General features: G+C 72.2%; 15 protein-coding genes and 1 pseudogene. 10 read left to right on the top strand and 6 right to left on the bottom strand.

What is annotated here, in order from left to right:
- Positions 1-2: 2 nt before the first annotated feature.
- Positions 3-773: a putative protein N(5)-glutamine methyltransferase gene (locus L3i22_RS06530; RefSeq protein ID WP_221326084.1), complete on the bottom strand. Its 771-nt coding sequence runs from the start codon at positions 771-773 to the stop codon at positions 3-5.
- Positions 774-1,563: 790 nt separating this feature from the next.
- Between L3i22_RS06530 and L3i22_RS06535 the strand changes: the two genes are divergently transcribed.
- From L3i22_RS06535 to L3i22_RS06555, 5 genes and pseudogenes are all read left to right on the top strand, one after another.
- Complete coding sequence (locus L3i22_RS06535) at positions 1,564-2,286, top strand: ComEA family DNA-binding protein (RefSeq protein WP_255658654.1); 723 nt, start codon at positions 1,564-1,566, stop codon at positions 2,284-2,286.
- 563 nt (positions 2,287-2,849) lie between these two features.
- Positions 2,850-5,264, top strand: coding sequence for a ComEC/Rec2 family competence protein (locus tag L3i22_RS06540; protein WP_370644526.1), 2,415 nt, complete (start codon positions 2,850-2,852; stop codon positions 5,262-5,264).
- A 116-nt stretch (positions 5,265-5,380) separates the two neighbouring features.
- Entirely contained in the window at positions 5,381-6,682 is a 1,302-nt protein-coding gene (locus L3i22_RS06545) for an acyltransferase (protein WP_221326086.1), read from the top strand.
- Positions 6,683-6,893: 211 nt separating this feature from the next.
- Positions 6,894-7,877, top strand: coding sequence for a DNA polymerase III subunit delta (gene holA / locus L3i22_RS06550; protein ID WP_221326087.1), 984 nt, complete (start codon positions 6,894-6,896; stop codon positions 7,875-7,877).
- A pseudogene (locus L3i22_RS06555) lies at positions 7,874-8,105 on the top strand (hypothetical protein); the annotation flags it as partial. The gene holA and the pseudogene L3i22_RS06555, both read left to right, overlap by 4 nt.
- 917 nt (positions 8,106-9,022) lie before the next feature.
- Here the strand turns inward: L3i22_RS06555 and rpsT are convergent.
- Positions 9,023-9,289 carry a 30S ribosomal protein S20 gene (rpsT, locus tag L3i22_RS06560; protein ID WP_221326088.1) on the bottom strand — a complete coding sequence of 89 codons (267 nt, stop codon included), beginning with the start codon at positions 9,287-9,289 and terminating at the stop codon, positions 9,023-9,025.
- 234 nt (positions 9,290-9,523) lie between these two features.
- Positions 9,524-10,555 carry a phosphotransferase gene (locus L3i22_RS06565; protein WP_221326089.1) on the bottom strand — a complete coding sequence of 344 codons (1,032 nt, stop codon included), beginning with the start codon at positions 10,553-10,555 and terminating at the stop codon, positions 9,524-9,526.
- 181 nt (positions 10,556-10,736) lie between these two features.
- Here L3i22_RS06565 and L3i22_RS06570 point away from each other — a divergent pair, with 181 nt between their 5' ends.
- The 4 genes from L3i22_RS06570 to L3i22_RS06585 all read left to right on the top strand — a co-directional run bounded on the left by L3i22_RS06570 (position 10,737) and on the right by L3i22_RS06585 (position 14,578).
- Positions 10,737-11,270, top strand: coding sequence for a DUF4240 domain-containing protein (locus L3i22_RS06570; protein WP_221326090.1), 534 nt, complete (start codon positions 10,737-10,739; stop codon positions 11,268-11,270).
- A gap of 202 nt (positions 11,271-11,472) precedes the next feature.
- A complete protein-coding gene (locus L3i22_RS06575) occupies positions 11,473-12,243 on the top strand; it encodes an MOSC domain-containing protein (protein WP_221326091.1) in 771 nt (256 codons plus the stop codon).
- Positions 12,244-12,340: 97 nt separating this feature from the next.
- Complete coding sequence (gene lepA, locus L3i22_RS06580) at positions 12,341-14,218, top strand: translation elongation factor 4 (RefSeq protein WP_221326092.1); 1,878 nt, start codon at positions 12,341-12,343, stop codon at positions 14,216-14,218.
- An 84-nt stretch (positions 14,219-14,302) separates the two neighbouring features.
- On the top strand, positions 14,303-14,578 hold the full coding sequence (locus tag L3i22_RS06585; RefSeq protein WP_221326093.1) for a GlsB/YeaQ/YmgE family stress response membrane protein: 276 nt from the start codon (positions 14,303-14,305) through the stop codon (positions 14,576-14,578).
- Positions 14,579-14,682: 104 nt separating this feature from the next.
- Here the strand turns inward: L3i22_RS06585 and L3i22_RS06590 are convergent, their stop codons facing one another.
- The 3 genes from L3i22_RS06590 to L3i22_RS06600 all read right to left on the bottom strand — a co-directional run bounded on the left by L3i22_RS06590 (position 14,683) and on the right by L3i22_RS06600 (position 18,110).
- Positions 14,683-16,311, bottom strand: a complete 1,629-nt coding sequence (locus tag L3i22_RS06590) for a PAS domain-containing protein (RefSeq protein ID WP_221326094.1) — start codon at positions 16,309-16,311, stop codon at positions 14,683-14,685.
- A 116-nt stretch (positions 16,312-16,427) separates the two neighbouring features.
- On the bottom strand, positions 16,428-17,276 hold the full coding sequence (locus tag L3i22_RS06595; RefSeq protein WP_221326095.1) for a hypothetical protein: 849 nt from the start codon (positions 17,274-17,276) through the stop codon (positions 16,428-16,430).
- Between the two features lie 63 nt (positions 17,277-17,339).
- A complete protein-coding gene (locus L3i22_RS06600; protein ID WP_221326096.1) occupies positions 17,340-18,110 on the bottom strand; it encodes an enoyl-CoA hydratase-related protein in 771 nt (256 codons plus the stop codon).
- A 28-nt stretch (positions 18,111-18,138) separates the two neighbouring features.
- On the opposite strand from L3i22_RS06600, the gene hemW reads away from it, so the two are divergent.
- Positions 18,139-19,341 carry a radical SAM family heme chaperone HemW gene (hemW, locus tag L3i22_RS06605; RefSeq protein ID WP_221326097.1) on the top strand — a complete coding sequence of 401 codons (1,203 nt, stop codon included), beginning with the start codon at positions 18,139-18,141 and terminating at the stop codon, positions 19,339-19,341.
- The last annotated feature ends 11 nt before the right edge of the window (positions 19,342-19,352 follow it).

Below are 19,352 nucleotides of genomic sequence, written 5' to 3' on the forward strand. Positions count from 1 at the left end.
GCCTATCGTCTCGCGGTTATCACTCGGGCGTCGAGATCATCGTCGGTGATCACGGCGGCCGTCAATCCGTTCCCATCGACCGCGGCGATCGCGGCCTCGACCTGGGCGTCGGTGATCTCGGACAGCAGCAGCCCCCCGGGGGCCAGCCAAGACTTTGTTCTCCCGAGCACCGATCGGAACACCGCCAGACCGTCCTCGCCGCCGTCGAGCGCGGTGGCCGGCTCGTGGTCGCGGGCCTCGGCGGGCAGGAACGGGAGGTGCCGGGTGGCGACGTAGGGCACATTCGCGAGCAGGACCGTGATCCGGCCCTCGAGCTCCGGCGGCAGGGCGTCGAAGAGGTCACCCTGGTACACGTTCCCGCCGAGGTTGTCCCGCGCGCAGGCCACCGCGACCGGGTCCAGGTCGGCGGCGTGCAGGGTGACCCGCACCCGGTGCCGGACCGCCAGCCCCAGCGCGCCGGAGCCGCAGCACAGGTCCACCACCAGCGGATCCGGGTGCCGTCCGGCCTCGTCCGCGGCCACCTGGACCAGGAGCTCGCTGCGGACCCGTGGGACGAAGACGCCCGGGCGGAGCCGGACCCGGACACCGGCGAAGTCCGCGTAACCGACGACCTGTTCCAAGGGCTCGCCGGCCACCCGGCGGGCGACCAGCGCGGCGAGGTGGTCCTCCGGCGCGGCCGCTTCGGCCGCGGCCTCGGTCAGCACCGCGGCTTCGTCCTCGGCGAAGACGCAGCCCGCGGCACGTAGCCGGATGATCGCCTCTTCTTCGGTCACGGGCTGTCCTTAGCAGAGCGGGGGAGATCGTGGCGGTTGTCCACAGCGCCGGTCTGTCCACAGGCTCGCCGGCACTGCCCGGGCCGAGGTCCCAGACTTCGACCCCGTGCGAGAGGCGAAGGATACCGACGATGTCGTGGCGGCCCGGATGCGGGCGCTGCACCCCGGGCCGGCGGGGCGGGGTGAGCTGGCGTCCAGTGGCGGGCCGTTGCGATGGTCGGACATCGTGCCGGCCTGGTCCGAGATCGACGACCCCGGGTCTCCCGGCGGGCTCAATTCGGGCGGCCCGGCCTGGTCTGGTGACCCGTTCTATTCGGGCGGCCCTGCCCCGTCGGGTGACCCGCTCTATTCGGGTGGCCCGGCCTTGTCAGGGGGCGCTCCGCCCGGGGAGCCGGGCGATTCCGTTCAGCTGGTGCGGGGGCGGGCTGACGGCGCTTCCGCGAGTCGTCTCGCCGGGCTCTTCGGCGACGGGGGCTTGTATGTCTCGAGCGGCGGCGGCGCTTCTGCCGGGATTTACGGGTCGGGCGGCGTTCCTGACCCCGCCGGTTCGGATGGTTTCGTGGGATCGAGGAGTGATGGGCGTGGTCTGCCTGGCGGAGCTGACGGGGCCGGCGGCGCTCCGCTGCCTTCCCGGATTTCCGTGGACTCCGCCGGCCCGGGGCCGGGCGCGGTGGCGTCCGGGCGGGATTGGACGGAGCCGTTCGACGAGCGGTACTCCTGGAAGGTCGAGGAGCCCCCGGAGCTCCCCGGCAAGGGCGCCTTCGACGACGATGAAGGCCCGCGGAAGTGGCTGCGCGCCTTCGACCCCGGCCGGCCCGGCGTCCGGGCGCTGGCCGTGGTCGCGGTGGTGGTCGCTCTGGTCGCGGCGTTCCTGGCCTGGCGGACCCGGCCCCGGGTCGATCCGGTCGCGCCGGGTCTCGGCGGAACTCCGGCAAGCACGGCGGACGGGGTGGGCGGGGCAGGCGCGGGTGGCACCGGCGTCAACGGGGTCAACGGGGTCAACGGCCAGGCGGGCACGGCCGGCAGCGGCACCGGCGTCGGTACCGGCCAGGTCGGCGCGGCCGGCGGCAGCCCGGCCGAGGTGGTGGTCGCGGTCGGCGGCAAGGTACGCAAGCCCGGCCTGGTCCACCTCGCCCCGGGCGCCCGGGTGGCCGACGCGCTGACCGCGGCCGGCGGCGCGGAGCCGGGAGTCGACGTGGCCGGCCTCAACCTGGCCCGCAAGGTCACCGACGGCGAACTCATCATGGTCGGCGTCACCCTGCCACCCGGCACCACGACCGCGCCGGCCCCGGCCGCCACGGGGGCGGCCGGAGCCACCGGCGGCCTGATCAACCTGAACACGGCGACCACCGCCCAGCTGGACACTCTGCCCGGCGTGGGCCCGGTCCTGGCCCAGCGGATCCTGGACGCGCGCGACGCCCAGGGCGGCTTCCGGGCAGTCAGCGACCTACGCAAGGTCGACGGCATCGGCGACGCCCGCTACGAACAGCTGAAAGACCTGGTCACCGTATGACCACCCCACCCGCACCCCAGCGACCGCGCCCTCGACCCACGCCCAGCCCGTCCCCACCGCCGCTGCCACCGCGGTCCCGGCCCGCGCCCAGCCCATTCCCACGGCCGCTGCCACCAGGGTCCCGGCCCGGGCTCAGCCCGTCCCCGCCAACGTCAACGCCACTGACGCCGCGGCCCGCGCCCAGCTCGCTTTCGTCCCCGCGTCCGTCCCGGCCACCGCGACCCCGGCTCGCGTCCAGCCCGCGGTCGCCTCGGCCGGAGGGGCGGGCGAGGGCAGAGCGAGGGAAGGCCGCGCGGGGGAGGGCTGCGCGGGGGAGGGCGTCGCCGGATTTGCGGCTGGTCGGGTTCATGGTGGGGGTCTGGCTCGCGGCGCTGGGTGCGTTGCATCTGGCTGCCGGGAAAGGGCTGCTCGTCGGCGTGGTGGCGCTGCTTCTCGCCGGCGTGGGCGCTCTGGTCGGCTCTGCGAGAAGCATCGCTGCGGAGGCGGCCGGTAAGGGCGGGGCGGCGGCAGCCATCGCCCGGACGGCGGCTGGCGGGGGCGGCGTGGCGGCTGGCGGGCGCGGGGTGGCCGCTGGCGGGGCCGGCGTGGCGGCTGGCGGGGTCGGGGTCGGGGTGGCGGCTGGCGGGGGCGGCGTGGCGGCTGGCAGGGCCGGGTTGGCAGGTGGCTGGGCCGGCGTGGCGGCTGGCAAAGCGGACAAAACGAATAGCGGGAACAAGGCGGAGGAGGCGGCGGGAGGGCGGGCGAGGGGGAAAGGCAAGGAAGCAGGCCAGGCGAGCAACGAGGGCGACCCAGCACCCGCACCATGGGCGGCGCTGCGCTGGATCGCGGTCGCCGTCACGCTCGGCGCGGCCTGCGGTGCCCTGGCCACCGCGGCCAGGGTCAGCGTCCGCGAAGCCCCACCCCTGGTCGCCCTCATCGAGTCCGGCGACCCGGTCGAGGTGAATGCGGTCGTCCGGGACGATCCGCGCGCGCTGACCGGGACTCCGGGCCCACCGACCTACCTGCTCGCGGTCGAGCTGGAGCGGGTCCGGCCCACCGACGGCGGTGATCCGATCCGGCTCTCCGCCCGGGCGCTGGTGCTGGGCGCCGACCCGGGCTGGCGCTCCCTGCTCCCCGGCCAGCACGTGACCGCCACCGGCAAGCTGATGCCGCCGCGCCCCGGCGACCTGCGCGCCGCCGTCCTCTCCGCGCGCAAACCACCCGTCCTGGTCGGCGAGCCCTCCTGGGCCCAGCGCGCCGCCGGGGTGCTCCGCGCCGGGCTGCAGCGGGCCTGCGAGCCGCTCCCGGACGACTCCGGCGGGCTGCTCCCCGGCCTGGTCGTCGGCGACACGAGCCGGCTCGATCCGGGCCTGGCGGCTGACTTCCAGGCGACCGGCATGACGCATCTGAACGCGGTCAGCGGGTCCAACGTCGCGATCATCCTGGGGGTCATCCTCTTCGTGGTCCGGCGGACCGGGGCCGGGCCGCTGCTCTGCGCGGCGGTGTGCGGGCTGGCGCTGGTCGGGTTCGTGATCCTGGCGCGGCCGTCGCCGAGTGTGATCCGGGCCGCCGCGATGGGTGCGATCGGGCTGCTCGGGCTCGCTTCCGGGCGGCCGCGGGCGGCGGTTCCGGCGCTGGCCGCGGCCGCCGCGCTGCTGCTGCTCGCCGATCCGGAGCTGGCCGCGGACGCCGGGTTCACGCTGTCGGTGCTGGCCACGGCGGGTCTGCTGCTGCTCGCCCCGGTGTGGCGGGACGGGCTGCGGGCGCGCGGCTGGCCGCCCGGCGCCGCGGAGGCGCTGGCCGTGCCGGCCGCGGCGCAGGTGGCCTGCGGGCCGGTGATCGCCGGGCTGTCCGGCACGGTCAGCCTGGTCGCGGTGCCGGCGAACCTGATCGTGGTGCCGGCGATCGCCCCGGCCACGCTGCTCGGGGTGGGTGCGGCGCTGCTCTCCCCGGTCTGGCCGGCCGGCGCGGCGTTCGCCGCCTGGCTCGCGCACTGGCCGGCCGCGTGGCTGGTGCTGGTCGCCCGGATCGGGGCGCGGGTGCCGGTCGGCGCGCTGCCCTGGCCGGACGGGGTGGCCGGGGCGTTGCTGCTGGCCGGGCTCACGGTGGCGGTCCTGGTCGCGGCCCGGCGGGCGGTGGTCCGCAAGCTGGCCGCGGTGGTGGCGGCGTGCGCGGTGCTCGGCGCGCTGCCGGTGCGCCTGTTCGCCTCCGGCTGGCCGCCGCCGGGCTGGCTGGTGGTGGCCTGCTCGGTGGGGCAGGGCGACGCGATCGTGCTGCCGGCCGGCGACGGGCAGGCGGTGGTGGTGGACGCCGGCCCGGAGCCGGATCCGGTGGACGGGTGTCTGCGCCGGCTCGGGGTCCGGCGGGTGGTGTTGTTCGTGGTCAGCCACTATCACGCGGATCACATCGGCGGGGTGACGGGACTGTTCCGCGGGCGGCCGGTGGCGGCGGTGACCGGTCCGGACTGGCCCGAGCCGGCGGGCGGGCGCCGGCAGGTCGCGGAGTCCGCGGGCCGGGCGGGGGCGCCGGTGTGGAATGTCGGGCCCGGGTGGTCGTACGCCAAGCAGGGTTTGATCTTGGAAGCTCTTGGGCCTCTGGATCCGATGCACGGGACCAATTCGGATCCGAACAACAACTCGCTGGTGCTGCGGGCGACGGTGGCCGGGCGGACGGTGCTGCTGGCCGGTGACGCCGAGACCGAGGAGCAGAACGACCTGGTCGAGCGGCTCGGCGCGGCGGCGTTGCGGGCGGACGTGCTGAAGGTCGCGCATCACGGCAGCGCGCTGCAGTCGCCCGGGTTCCTGGACGCGGTGGATCCGGCGATCGCGCTGGTCTCGGTGGGGGCGGACAACGACTACGGGCATCCGAACGCGTCGCTGCTGGCCCGGCTTTCGCGGGACGGGGCCCGGGTGATGCGCACCGATGTCTCCGGCGACCTGGCGGTGGTCGTGTCCGGCGACCGGCTCGCGGTGACGTCGAGGGGAGCGGCCGACAACTGAGCGTGAGATCGAGCCGGGAGTGTCCGACGGTGACCGAGCGTCAGGTTGATCTCATTAACCTGACATTTTTGTAGGTCAACTTTGCGGAGGCTGTGGATCTCATTAGTCTCCCGTGGGTGCCGACCGAGTCCCCGCATGCCGACACCCAGCTTCTGATCCGTGTCCCCGATGCGGCGCCTCTCGCGCCCGCGCCGGCGCCGGCCGTCCGCCCGGCGAGCCGGTTGCGCTGGCTGGACGCGTTGCGCGCGCTGGCCGTCCTGGCGGTGGTCTTCGAGCACGCCACGGACTACCTGGCGCCGGGCCTGAAGCAGGCGACCCGGCCGTTCGCGCACGCCGGTTTCTTCGGCGTCGCGCTGTTCTTCATGGTCAGCGGTTACATCGTGCCCGCCTCGATCGAGCGCCGGGGCAATATCCGGCACTTCTGGATCGGCCGGATGTTCCGCCTCTACCCGGCGTACCTGTTCGTGATCGGCGCCGTCCTGCTGCTGTCGGTGTGGAAGCCGAAGGCCACGCCGCGGGCGTTCCACGAGCACCCGGGCACGACGCTGCTGAGTCACCTGACGATGCTGCAGGACATGCACAACGGCGTGGGCATCCAGGTCCAGTTCTGGACGCTGACCTACGAGATGATGTTCTACATGCTGGTCACGGCCGTGTTCCTGTTCGGCGTGCACCGGTTCAGCGCGGAGATCGCGGTGCTGCTGTCGGCCGCCGCCGTCGCGCTGGGCAACGTCCTGCCGGCCCGGATGCTGAACAGCAACCCGCTGGAGTTGCGCAACCTGGTGATCGTCACGGCCGTCGTCATGCTCGCCGGGATCGTCGCGGTGAGCAGCCGCCGGATGGCGGTGGTGATCGGCGGGGCGGTGCTGCTGGTCGCGCTGGTGCTCGGCCTGCTCGGCACGAACCAGGAGAACGGGCCGTGGGAGGGCTTCATCATCCTGGCCCTGATGTTCACCGGGACCGCGCTGTACCGCGCCGAGCAGGGCCAGATCAGCGTGGGCCGGGCGGTCACGGCGGTCGCCGCGGTGCTCGCCGCGTCGGTCTTCGCGGCGTTCCAATACGGCCACATCTGGGACATGGTCGCCATCACCGGGGCGGCGGCCCGGAACTCCTGGCTGGGCGCGGTGGTGCTGGCGCTGGCGGTCTTCGGGCTGGGCATGGCGGGCCGGAACCTGCCGATCCCGGGGTGGGTGGGCTGGATCGGGACGGTCAGCTACTCGATCTACCTGACCCACATGTTCCTGCTCCGCACGTTCGGCACCTGGCTGGTCGAGTCGCGGAGCGAGGGGATCCCGGCCCGGATCGGCGTGCTCCTCGTCTATCTGGCCGGCACGCTGCTGGTGAGCTGGCTCTGCTACCGCCTGATCGAGCTGCCGTTCCAGTCGCTGGGTCGCAGGGTCGCCAAGCGGTTCGCGTAACGCGCCCGACATGCCCGGGCCCGGATCGCGATTTTCCGGGCCGGCCACGCCCGTGGATCGCCGGGCGGGAGTGCGTGGCCTACGAGACAACATCGCAGGCCACGTCCGCAGATGCATGCTTGTGTGACGATATGTCTGGTTTCGCGTTCAGTGATCCTTTCGGCTGCGCTGAAGAGTGAGGCCCGCGGGATTGTCAGTGGGACGTGCGAATATGGCTCCCGTGAACGCCGCGCCACCACCCTCGTTGCTGCTCGTCCAAGGCGATGAGGAACTCCTCTCCGCCCGTGCCGTCACCGCGGCGGTGGACGCGGCGCGCGCTGCCGACCCCGGCGCGGATGTCCGGGAATATGAAGCCGGCCAGCTCAATCCGGGCGAGGTCGCCGAGATGCTCAGCCCGTCCCTGTTCGGCGGGCGCCGCGCGCTGGTCCTCCGCAACGGTCAGGACGCGCGCAAGGAGCTCGTCGCCGTCCTGCTGGCCTATGCGAAGAACCCGGACCCCGAGGTCACCCTGATCGTCACTCATCCGGGCGGCGCCAAGGGCAAGGCGTTCGCCGACGGCCTGCAGAAAGCCGGCGCCACCGTCGTCCCGGTGATGAAGCTCAAGGGCGACCGGGAGCGGATAGCCTTCGTCCGCGACGAGTTCCGCCGCTCCGGCGGCTGGTGCGACGAGGCGACCGCGGCCGCGCTGCTCGCCGCGGTCGGCAACGACCTGCGGGAGATCGCGGCGGCCTGCTCCCAGCTGATCGCCGACACCGACGGCAAGGTGACCGAGGCGGTCGTCGCGCGCTACTACAAGGGCCGGGCCGAGGTCAGCGGCTTCACGGTGGCGGACGCGGCGATGGTCGGCGACCTGCCGGGCGCGCTCGAGGCGCTGCGCTGGGCGATGCACGTGGGTGTCGACCCGGTGCCGATCGCGGACGCGCTGGCCGACGGCGTGCGGACGGTGGCGCGGGTCGCCTCGGCCGGGAAGGGCAATCCGTACCAGTTGGCGAGCACGCTCGGCATGCCGGCCTGGAAGATCCAGCGGGCTCAGGAGCGCAGCCGCGGCTGGACACCGGACGGCCTGGTCGACGCGATGCGCGCGGCCGCCGTCTGCAACGCCGCGGTCAAGGGTGGCGCCGAGGACCGCGGCTTCGCGCTGGAACAAGCCGTCTTCGCGGTCGCCGCGGCGCGGCGGAGCGGTGGTGCCCGATGACCAGGACAGTTCGTTCGCGCCGGGCCGGCGCCGCGCACCAGCCGCTCTACGCCCGGATGCTGGGCCTGCGCCACCTCAGCCCCGGCGGGCTGCTCTGCTTCGTCTTCCTGGAGGGCGCGCTCGCGCTGGGCGCCCTGCTCGCCCTGGCCGAGCTGGTCAGCTGGTGGGGGGTGCTGGTGCTGCCGGCCGCGGTCGCGGTCATGGTGAAGTTCAACGACCTGGTGGCCGGGTGGCTGGCGCCGCCCGCGCCGGTGACCGAGCCGGTCGCGGCCCGCGCCGTGGTCCAGCGCGAGCGCCACACGCACCGGCCGCGCAGCGGCGGTCATGCCGCCGAGTGGCCGCACGGCGGTGGGCAGCCGGCCGAGTGGCCGCGCGGTGCCGGTCAGCCGGCCGAGTGGCCGCGTGGCGGTGGTCAGCCGGCCGAGTGGCCGCCGCCGCGAGTGCGGACGCCGGTGGTTTCCCCGCCGGTGGACGCCGGGGCGCGGCCGACCGCGGTCACCTGGTTCCCGCCGGAGAACGGTTACGGCCGTCGTTCCGGCGTGCCGGAGATGCCGCCGGAGCAGCCGGGGCCGGTGGTGAACACGGCGCCGGTGCGGCGCCCCTGGTCCGAAGAGCTCGACGTTCGCCAGCAGATGGCCCGGCAGTCGGCGGTCCGTCGCTACGAATAGCGGCCGGATCCACCGGAACGACCCGGTCTGCCGTCACTGACAGCGACCAGCTTTGTCGAAACGACCTCGGGCGGCTTTCGCGCGAGGTCGTTGCTTTTCTTGCGCTTCGCGCGATTTCGTGGGTACGGCGGTAGGCCCGGTCCCCGCCGTGACCGCACGCGAGGTAGCCCTCGGCCAGGATCGCGGCGCGGCTCACGGCATGCCGACTCGAATGAGCGCAGCGTCACTCGTCGAATGGGCGCAGCGTCACCGGGCGAATGTTCGCAGCGTCACGGGGAGAACGTTCGCAGTGCCACCGGGAGAATGAGCGCAGCGTCACGTCGGCCGGGTGCTCACGACGTACCCGCAAATGAAACGAACCGGGCACCGCGCGGACCGTGAGGGTCCAGCGATGCCCGGTTTCGTCGTTCTGCCCGCCCGCCGGCGGGCGGAGCCAGCGGTCGCACGGATGCGACCGCCGATCTGATCCAGAAAGGATCAGGCGGACAGCGAGGCGATCTTCTTGGCGATGGCCGACTTGCGGTTGGCCGCCTGGTTCTTGTGGATGACGCCCTTGCTGACAGCCTTGTCGAGCTGACGCGAGGCGTCACGCAGCAGGGTGGTCGCGGTCTCGTTGTTGCCCGCGTCGCTCGCTTCGTGAAGCTTGCGGATCACGGTCTTCAGCGAAGACTTGACCGACTTGTTGCGCAGACGGGCCTTCTCGTTCTGCCGGTTGCGCTTGATCTGGGACTTGATGTTCGCCACGCGACAGCCTTGTCCTGACTAGAGCGGAAATTGTCTCGAGCGAATGGTCACCGCGCGGTCGTTCCCCTCCGGCGAGGCCGGGTGCGGGGGACAACAGCGTGTCACCACACGCGAGGATCCAGACTACCAGTACGCCTCCGAGCCGCCAAAACGACTCCGGTCAGCGCCCGAATCGGCCTCGCTTCCCGCGTGTGGCGGCATCAGCCCCGGCCTTGCTTCCCGCGCGTGGCGGCATCAGCCCCGGCCTCGCTTCCCGCGCGTGGTGGGCCAGCCCCGGCGCTGCTTTTCGCCCGCGGCGGCCCAGCCCCGGCGCTCGGTGAGCCAGGCGAGCGCCTGGAGGCCGCTGAAGCGCTGATGCTGACGGCTGTGCGGCGACGCGCTGCTCGGCCCGTCACCGGCCCGGACCAGCCAATACCCAGACAAAGCGGCCAGCGCGCCGTCCACCCCCTCGTCCGGAGCACCCCACGCCCGCAGCACCGCGTCCGTGTCCAATCCGCTGGCATACGCGCTGACCAGCAGGGTCACCGTGTCGAACCAGGGCGCGCCGAGGCACGGCCAGGTCCAGTCGCAGAGCCAGGCCCGGCCGTCCCGGTCGATCAGCACGTTGTCCAACCGCAGGTCACCGTGCATCATCGCGTCCCCGGCGGCGAGCTCGGGCAGGGCGCGTTCGAGCTTCGCCAGCTCGGTGAGGCGGCTCGGCGCGATCGTGTCCCGGGCCGGTTCCGGCATCGGCTCCCGGCGCTTGGCGATCCGCGACCACCAGGACATCTCGTCGCGGAGGATGGCCGGCAGGGTGGGCAGGCCGACCGCGGTCAGCGCCGGCGCCGGGTAGGCGAGCGCGGTCGCCGCGGCCGACCAGGTGCGCAACGTGGCGTCGAGGTCGGCCGGGGACCACGGCAGCGCCGGGATGCTGCCGTCGATCGCCGCCAGGGCCAGCACGTACCAACCGGAATCGGTCATCGTCCAGAGCGGCCGGGCCGCGGTCACCTCCGGCGGGAGGGCCGCGGTGATCGCCGCCTCCCGGGCGTACCACTGGGCGGTGGGGTCGCTCAGCGGCGCTGCCTTGACGAAGGCGCTGGTCCCGGCCTCGGTGTGCAGGACGGCGGCGAAGGCACGGGTGAAACCGCCGCCTGCGCTGCGCGCGGCGGAAACCGGGGAGCCGAGGCGCGAGGTGATCGCTTTGCGCACGCTTTCCGGCAGGTCCGGCCATTCCGGGCGTACGGCGGTGGCGTCGTACGGAACGTCGGGCAGGGTGATCGGCCGCATCAGTCCATCCTGCCGCTCCCGTCCGCGCCGCCGTTCCGGTGGTCGGCGGGCCGATCCCGGCCGTGCGGCCGTCCGGGTGGTCGGCGGGCGGCTCCCGGCCGGGCCGCCGTTCGGGTGGTCGGCGGGTCGCCACGGTCCGTGCCGCGGGCGAAGTGTCGTAGGGCACTGGCAGGATCTGCGCATGCGAACCGACGATTTCTGGGCGGTCATCGACCGCGCGACGGCGACGAAGCCGGCGTCCCCCGCCGAGGTGGCCGAGCGTGCCGTCGCCGATCTGGCCACGCGTGATCCGGAGGAGATCGTTGCCTGGGCCCGCCACCTGGACAAGGTGATGGCCGCCTCCGGCACGGAGGATCTGTGGGCCGCGGCCTACTTGATCAACAGTGGCGCCGACGAGTCCGGCTTCGACGCGTTCCGGGGCTGGCTCATCGCGCACGGCCGCAAGGCGGTGGCCGCCGCGGTCCAGTCGCCCGACGTGCTGGCCAACGTGGTGGTGATCAAGGCGGCGGCGGACACCGGCGCGGTCTTCGAGGCGGAGGAGGTGCTCGGCATCGCGGCGCTCGCCTACGAGCAGGCCACCGGCCAGCCGCTGCCGCCCGGCGACGCGGCCCCCAACCGTCCCGCCGTCAACGACCTGTGGGACTTCGACAACGAGGACGAGATGCGTCGCCGCCTGCCGAAACTCTCCGCGCTGTTCCTGGAGCCCCCGGACTGAGCGGGCGAGCCCGCGGGCTGGTCGGCGCCGGGCGGACGGGTCGCCGGGCTGGGAGTGGCTGGGCGGACGGGTCGCCGGGCTGGGAGTGGCTGGGCGGGTGAGTCGCCGGGCCAGGAGGCGCTGGGCGGGTGAGTTGCCGGGCCGGGCGGCCGGGTCGCGAAACCGGGTCGAGAAATGTGGCGGGGGTGGCGAGACTCGGGGCATGAGCGCTGAGTCGGGAACTGTCGCTGCCGTCAGCCGGAACGACGCCTACACGTTCACCAAGCCGAACCGGGACGAGATCGTCCTGGTGGCGGGGCTGGGCGTGGAGGGGGACATCCACGCCGGGCACCACGTGCGGCACCGGAGCCGGATGCGGGCCGATCCGGCCCAGCCGAACCTGCGCCAGGTGCATCTGATCCAGGCCGAGCTGTTCGACGAGGTGGCCGGCAAGGGCTTCGACGTGCCCGCCGGCGGCATCGGGGAGAACGTGACGACCCGCGGCATCGACCTGCTCGCGCTGCCGCGCGGCACGATCCTGCGCTTCGGCCCGCCCTCGGATCCACCGGAAGGCGCTGGGCCGGGAGGCGCTGGGCCGGGAGGCGCCGGGCTGGAAGGCGCCGAGCTGGGGGAGAGCGGGATTGCTGAGCATCCGGCTCAGGCGGTGCTGGCCGCGGCCGCGACGGCAACCCTGGACGAGGCCACCACCCGGGCGGCGGAGGCCGTCGGGGCGGCCCTGCGGCGGGATGCCGGCGGTCCCCGCCCGGACGCGCGGGCCGCCGTGGTGATCGCCGGCCTGCGGAATCCGTGCGCGCAGATCAACGGCTTCCGGCCGGGCCTGCTCAAGGAGGTTCTCGGGAAGGAGCCGGACGGGACCGTGGTCTTCCGGGCCGGCGTGATGGGGGTCGTGCTGCGGGGCGGTGCGATTCGTCCCGGGGACCCGGTCGCGGTGGAGCTGCCGCCGGCTCCGCACGAGGCGCTCGAACGGGTGTGATCGGACCTGCCCATCCGGGCGTGGGACGATAGGAGGCGCCGGCGTGTCCGCCGGCCCTCCGAAGTCGTACAAGCCAGCTTGAGAAGAACGGACGACCGTGCCTGGACCGCTCGACCCCGGCGTGAACGTGATCGGATCGACCGATCCCAGCCGCATCCGCAACTTCTGCATCATCGCGCACATCGACCACGGAAAGTCGACGTTGGCCGACCGGATGCTGCAGATCACCGGGGTGGTCGACCCGCGACAGATGCGGGCGCAGTACCTGGACCGGATGGACATCGAGCGTGAGCGCGGCATCACCATCAAGTCGCAGGCCGTGCGCATGCCCTGGACGGTGCGCGAGGGCGCCCGGCAGGGCGAGACCGCCGTCCTCAACATGATCGACACCCCGGGCCACGTGGACTTCACCTACGAGGTGTCCCGCAGCCTGGCCGCCTGTGAGGGCGCCGTGCTGCTGGTCGACGCCGCGCAGGGGATCGAGGCGCAGACTCTCGCCAACCTGTACCTGGCGATGGAGAACGACCTGCGCATCATCCCGGTGCTCAACAAGATCGACCTGCCCGCCGCGCAGCCCGAGAAGTATGCCGAGGAGCTGGCCAAGCTCATCGGCGTCGACCCGTCCGAGGTGCTGCGGGTCTCCGGCAAGACCGGCGTCGGCGTGGATCACCTGCTCGACGAGATCGTCCGGGAGCTGACCGCACCGGTCGGCGACGCCGACGCCCCGGCCCGCGCGATGATCTTCGACTCGGTGTACGACGTGTATCGCGGCGTCGTCACGTATGTCCGGGTCATCGACGGCCGGATCAGCGCCCGCGACAAGATCAAGATGATGTCCACCGGCGCCGTCCACGAGCTGCTCGAGATCGGCGTGGTCTCGCCGGAGATGGAGAAGGCCGGCGCCCTCGGCGTCGGCGAGGTGGGCTACCTGATCACCGGTGTGAAGGACGTCCGCCAGTCCCGGGTCGGCGACACCATCACCGGCCACAACCGGCCGGCCAAGGACGCTCTCGGCGGCTACAAGGACCCCAAGCCGATGGTCTACTCGGGGCTCTACCCGATCGACGGCTCGGACTACCCGGCGCTGCGTGACGCGCTCGACAAGCTCAAGCTCAACGACGCCGCGCTCACCTACGAGCCGGAGACGTCGGCCGCCCTCGGCTTCGGCTTCCGGGTCGGCTACCTGGGCCTGCTGCACCTGGAGATCATCGGGGAGCGGCTCGAGCGCGAGTTCAACCTCGACCTGATCTCGACCGCGCCGAACGTGGTCTACCAGGTGGTCACCGAGGACGCCAACGAGGCGACGGTCACCAACCCGAGCGAGTTCCCGGCCGGCAAGATCGCCGAGATCCACGAGCCGGTGGTGCGAGCCACGGTGCTGGTGCCGAACGAGTACGTCGGCGCGGTCATGGAGCTCTGCCAGAGCCGCCGGGGCGCCCTGCTCGGCATGGAGTACCTGTCCGCCGAACGGGTGGAGTTGCGGTACACCCTGCCGCTCGCCGAGATCATCTTCGACTTCTTCGACCAGTTGAAGAGCAAGACCAAGGGCTACGCCTCGCTCGACTACGAGCCCTCCGGCGAGCAGGTCGCCGATCTGGTCAAGGTGGACATCCTGCTGCACGGCGAGCCGGTGGATGCGTTCAGCGCCATCGTGCACAAGGACAAGGCCTATGCGTACGGCACGTCCATCGCCGCCAAGCTGCAGAAACTCATCCCGCGGCAGCAGTTCGAGGTGCCCATCCAGGCGGCCATCGGATCCCGCATCATCGCCCGCGAGACGATCCGCGCGATCCGCAAGGACGTGCTGGCGAAGTGCTACGGCGGTGACATCAGCCGCAAGCGGAAGCTGCTCGAGAAGCAGAAGGAAGGCAAGAAGCGGATGAAGATGGTGGGCCGCGTGGAGGTGCCTCAGGAGGCCTTCATCGCCGCGCTCTCCACCTCCGAGGGGGCCGATCCGAAAGCCGCCAAAAAATAGGGCGGTTTGATTTCTCGGGGGGTCGGGAACTCTGTTGCTCGACGGACGCAACCGAACAAGCTCCACCCCCCGAGGAGGACCTCAATGACTGTCACCGGAATCATCACCGCCCTTATCGTCGGTCTGATCATCGGCGCTCTGGGTCGCCTGGTCGTACCCGGCAAGCAGAACATCCCGATCTGGCTGACCATGGTCATCGGTGTTGTCGCGGCACTGCTCGGCACGGTGCTGGCCCGGGCCTTCGGTGTCGCCAACACCAACGGCTTCGACTGGATCGAGTTCTTCTTCCAGGTCGTTCTGGCCGCCATCGGTGTCGCCCTGACGGTCGGTATCACCGGTCGCCGTGGCCTGACCCGATAAGCAGGACGGTTATCGGGGCGTGACCCGATAGACAGCGGAGAAGCGCCGGATCTCGAAAGGGGTCCGGCGCTTCTTCACGTCCGTACCCAAAAATGGTTTTGATCTCAATAGCGGAAACGCTGCTGGGCGCTGCGGCGGTTGACCCAGGCCGGCATCTCGCCGGTGTACTCCGCCTGCGGGTGGCGCTCGGCCGGGTCGTGGTTGCGGGTGATGTCCCGCATGGTCAGCACGAGACCCTGCACCAGACGGTCCTCGCGCAGGTCGCGATAGGTCAGCTCGACCAGCACCTGGCCCTGGTCGGCGCGCTGCAGGGCACAGTGCACCGTGCCGTCGCCGTGCGAGCGCAGCGCGTTGCGGACCCGCGCCTGGTCGTCCGGGTGGATCAGCTCGTCCAGGGTGGCCAGCGGCGGCAGCTCGGTCTGCCCGAGCACGTCCCGCAGCGCCGGGCTGGAATACCGGATCCGCTGGTCGACGTCGATCACCGCCATCAGGTCGGCGGTGTTGCGAATCACAGCGCGCAGGTAGAGGTCGCTGTCCCGCCGGCCGACCGCCTCGACCAGGGTGATCCGGTCGAGCGCGAGCGCGGCCTGCCCGGCCAGCACCTCGAGCGCGTCGTGGCCGGTGATCAGGTCCTCCCGGCGGCCGGTGATGACCAGCGCGCCGCCGCTGGGCCGGGCCACGTCCAGCGGCTCCAGGCGCAGCGGGCAGACCAGGATCCGGTCGTCCGGGTCGGCGGCCGGCAGCCACCAGCTGCGGTCGGCCGGGCCGGTCGGCTCCCGGGGCAGTTCGGTGACGGCCAGCTCGTCGGCGAGCGACACCCGGCGGACGGCATGGGGTGGCAGGAGCTGAGCCACCGCCGCCCGCACCGCGGCGTCGACGGCGGGTCGGTCCGCGGCCGCGACCAGCGCCGCGGTCGCCACGCGCAGGCCCTGCTCCCGGGTCAGCGCCTGGCTGTTCTGGCGGATCGCGTCGGCCAGCCGGGTGATCGTCAGCAGCAGCGTGACCGCGCCGGTGATGGCGATCACCAGCCCGTCCTCGACCTCCCCGCGCAGCGACTCGATCAGCAGCACCGCGGGCGGCGTCGAGGCCGCCAGGGTGAGCAGCACCGACCAGCGGAACTTCCACGGGCTGTGCCGGGGCGGCGCCGGCTCGGTGAGCCGGACCATCGACGGGTGCAGCGCGGCCAGGCCCCAGCAGACGTAGAGCACCACGAACGCGGACTCGGTCATCCAGTTCTTGACCAGCGGATAGACCAGGTCGCCGGTCAGCATCCCGAGCGCGCCGGCCAGCAACAGCCAGGCCGAGGCGTTGCGCCGGTCAGCGGCGACCAGCCGGCCGGCCACCCCGATCAGCAGCAGGTCGCCGATCACGTCGGTGGCCGAGACGGTGTGCAGCCGGTCCGAACCGATCACGAAGACCCAGACCACCAGCAGCGTCGTGCAGGTGGCGGCCAGCAGATCGATCAGCCGGGCACGGTCGCCCAGCAGCGCGCCGCCACGGGTGAACTGCAGCAGGCACAGTGCGGTGAGACCGAACATCAACAGGTAGAAGATGTCGGCCACGTTCATCCACCGGTACGAGTAGCAGACGTCGCCTACGGCGAGGGCCGCCAAGGAGCCGGCCAGCAGCCACCACGGCGCTTGACGCGCCGGCCGATGGCGGCGCACACCGTAGGTGATCGCGCCGACGCCCCCCGCTCCCAGCAGGATCCATTCGAGCGCTCCCCAGAACACGCCCTATTTAGTACCAGGAGGGTTGCGGACTGTCCATGCTGGCGTATACGCAGCGCAATTCCAGTTGTCAGGAATGTTAACTACCGAAAGTCACCGAAAGTTGCGGAGAGTAGGGGTCAGCTGAAGACTTCGGCGACGACGTGGCCGTTGTCGGGGACCCCGGGTGTGGTTACTTGCTGCCACTTTCCGTCCGGGGCGTGCCATTCCAGGTTGGCGAAACGTACCCGTTCGAGGCCGGTCGCGGAGGCGTGCGAGACCAGCCAGTGGGCGTACCGCCAGCCGGAACTCGCGGTGCTCACCGAAACTGTCAGGCCGGCCGCCTCGGTACTGGCGGTGCCGAGTTTCTTGCCCCAGTCCAGCTTCAGGCCGGCCATCAGGGCGGCCGCCGCGGCCGCGCCGCGCACCACCGGATCGCCGGTGACCCGGCAGGCCACCGCGCCGGTGTCCTTGCCGATCAGTGCGGCGGCCAGGACGCGGGCCTCGTCGGCCCACTTCTCGTACGCGTTCGGGAACGCCGAGCGCTGCACCCGCTGCGCCGCGTCGGTGACCCGCATCGTCTCCCAGCCCTTGACCTTCTTCAGAGCGCTGTAGAACTTGCCGGCCGCGTACCTCGGGTCCTTGATCTGCTCGACCGTGCCCCAGCCCTTGCTGGGCCGCTGCTGGAAGAGGCCGACCGAGTCCCGGTCGCCGCCGTCCAGGTTCTCCAGCTTGGACTCCTGCAGGGCGGTGGCGAGCGCGACCACCACGGCCTGCTCGGGCATGTCCCGGCGGATGCCGACCGCGGCGATCGTCGCCGCGTTGGCCATCTGCACCAGGTCCATGGTGACCTCGCCGTCGGTGCCGACCACGCACTCCGGCCCGAGGGTCGGCAGGGTGATCGCGGTGGGATCCCGGTGCAGGACGACCACCACGCTGATCACCGCGATGAGGATGAGGGAGGCGAGCACGCCGATCGCGGTCTTCATCCGTTCGCCACCTCCTCCGTGATCGGACGCCAAGCCTAGACAACGAACGCACCTAGATCATCGTCACTGTTTCGGGACCCAGCTCGGGTCCCGTTTCTCCTGACGTGCGGAAACGCCTTCGCGCCCCTCCGACGAGGTGAAATATCCGGCTGAACGGTCACTCAGCTCGGCCAGTTCGGCCCGGATCGACTCGGAGCGGGCCCGCCGCAGCAGCTGCTTCGTGCCGGCCAGCGCGAGCGGACCGCCGCGGATCAGCGACGCGCAGTAGCCGGCCACCGCCGCGTCCAGCTCGGCGTCCGGCACCGCGGCTGTGACCAGCCCGATCTCCGCCGCGCGCGCCCCACCGAAGACATCGCCGGTCAGGTAGAGCTCGGCCGCCGCCCGGGGTGCCAGCCGGGGCAGCACGGTGGCGCTGATCACCGCCGGGATCACCCCGAGGCGGACCTCGGTGAACGCGAACGTGGCCGACTCGGTGCAGACCGCGAGGTCGGCGGCGCCGATCAGGCCCAGCCCGCCGGCCCGGGCCGGCCCGGCGATCCGGGCCACCACCGGTTTCGGGAACTCCCAGATCGCGGCGAGCAGGTCCGCCATCAGCTCGACCGGGAGGCGCTCGCCCGGCCTGGTGGCGGCGGTCTCCTTCAGGTCGGCGCCGGAGCAGAAGACCGGGCCGGCGTGCGAGAGCACCACCACCCGGGTGTCCGGGGCGGCGGCCGCGGCGGCCAGCGCGGTCAGCAACTCGGTGATCAGGGCGCGGGACAGAGCGTTGCGGTTGGCGGGGCTGTCCAGCGTGAGGGTGGTCACCCCGGCCTCGGTGACGGTACGGACCAGTTCCATGCCCGGCACCTTAAGGCAGACTTGGCGGATGGCCGGCGCACTCCCTGAAGGCGAACCCGTTCCCCTGGACGGGTCCCTCCCCGATTCCGCGACCCGTGATGTGGGGGCGAACGGCTTCGCGGTCTACGTGCACGTGCCGTTCTGCGCCAGCCGCTGCGGGTACTGCGACTTCAACACCTACACCGCGAGCGAACTGGGCGGCGGGGCGAGCCGCGACGAGTACGCCGGCACCGTGCTGCGGGAGCTGGACCTGGCGGCCAAGGTGGTCACGCCGCCCCGGGTGGACACCGTGTTCGTCGGCGGTGGCACACCCACCCTGCTCAGCGCCCGTGATCTCGGGAAGATCCTCGAGGGGATCGATCAGCGGTGGGGGCTGGCCGCCGACGCCGAGGTGACCACGGAGGCAAATCCCGAATCAGTGGACTTGTCGTATTTGAAGGACCTGAAGGCCGCCGGCTTCACCCGGATCTCGCTCGGGATGCAGTCCTCGTCCGAGCACGTGCTGCGCCTCCTCGACCGCAAGCACACCGCCGGCCGCGCGCCGGAAGCCGCGCTCGAGGCCCGCGACGCCGGGTTCGAGCACGTGAACCTGGACCTGATCTACGGCACCCCGGGGGAGACCCCGGAGGACTTCGAGCGTTCCCTGCAGACCGTGATCGACGCCGGGGTGGACCACGTCAGCGCCTACGCCCTGATCGTCGAGGACGGCACCCGGATGGCGGTCCGGATGCGCCGCGGCGAGCTGCCGTTCCCCTCCGACGACGTGGCCGCCGACCGTTATCTGGCCGCAGAGGAAAAACTGACAAAAGCCGGTTTTCACTGGTACGAGGTCTCCAACTGGGCCAGGCCCGGCGGGGAGTGCCGGCACAACCTGCGGTACTGGACCGGCGCCGACTGGTGGGGGCTCGGTCCCGGCGCGCACAGCCACGTGGGCGGGGTGCGCTGGTGGAACGTGAAGCATCCAACGGCGTACGCAAATCGCTTGAATGATGGTGTTTCTCCAGGTCACGGCCGAGAGCTCCTGACCGCGGGGGACCGGCACGTCGAGGACGTGATGCTCCGCGTCCGGCTGCGCGAGGGCATCGCCCTGGACCGTGTCGACGGCCCGGCGGCCGCCCAGGCGCTGGCCGACGGCCTGCTGGAGCAGGGTGCCTACGACGCCGGGCGGCTCGTGCTCACACTGCGCGGACGACTGCTGGCCGACGCGGTCATCCGCGACGTCGCGCCCTGACGGGGCGGACC

Origin of the sequence: Actinoplanes sp. L3-i22, from assembly GCF_019704555.1 — a bacterium.
Lineage (GTDB): Bacteria > Actinomycetota > Actinomycetes > Mycobacteriales > Micromonosporaceae > Actinoplanes.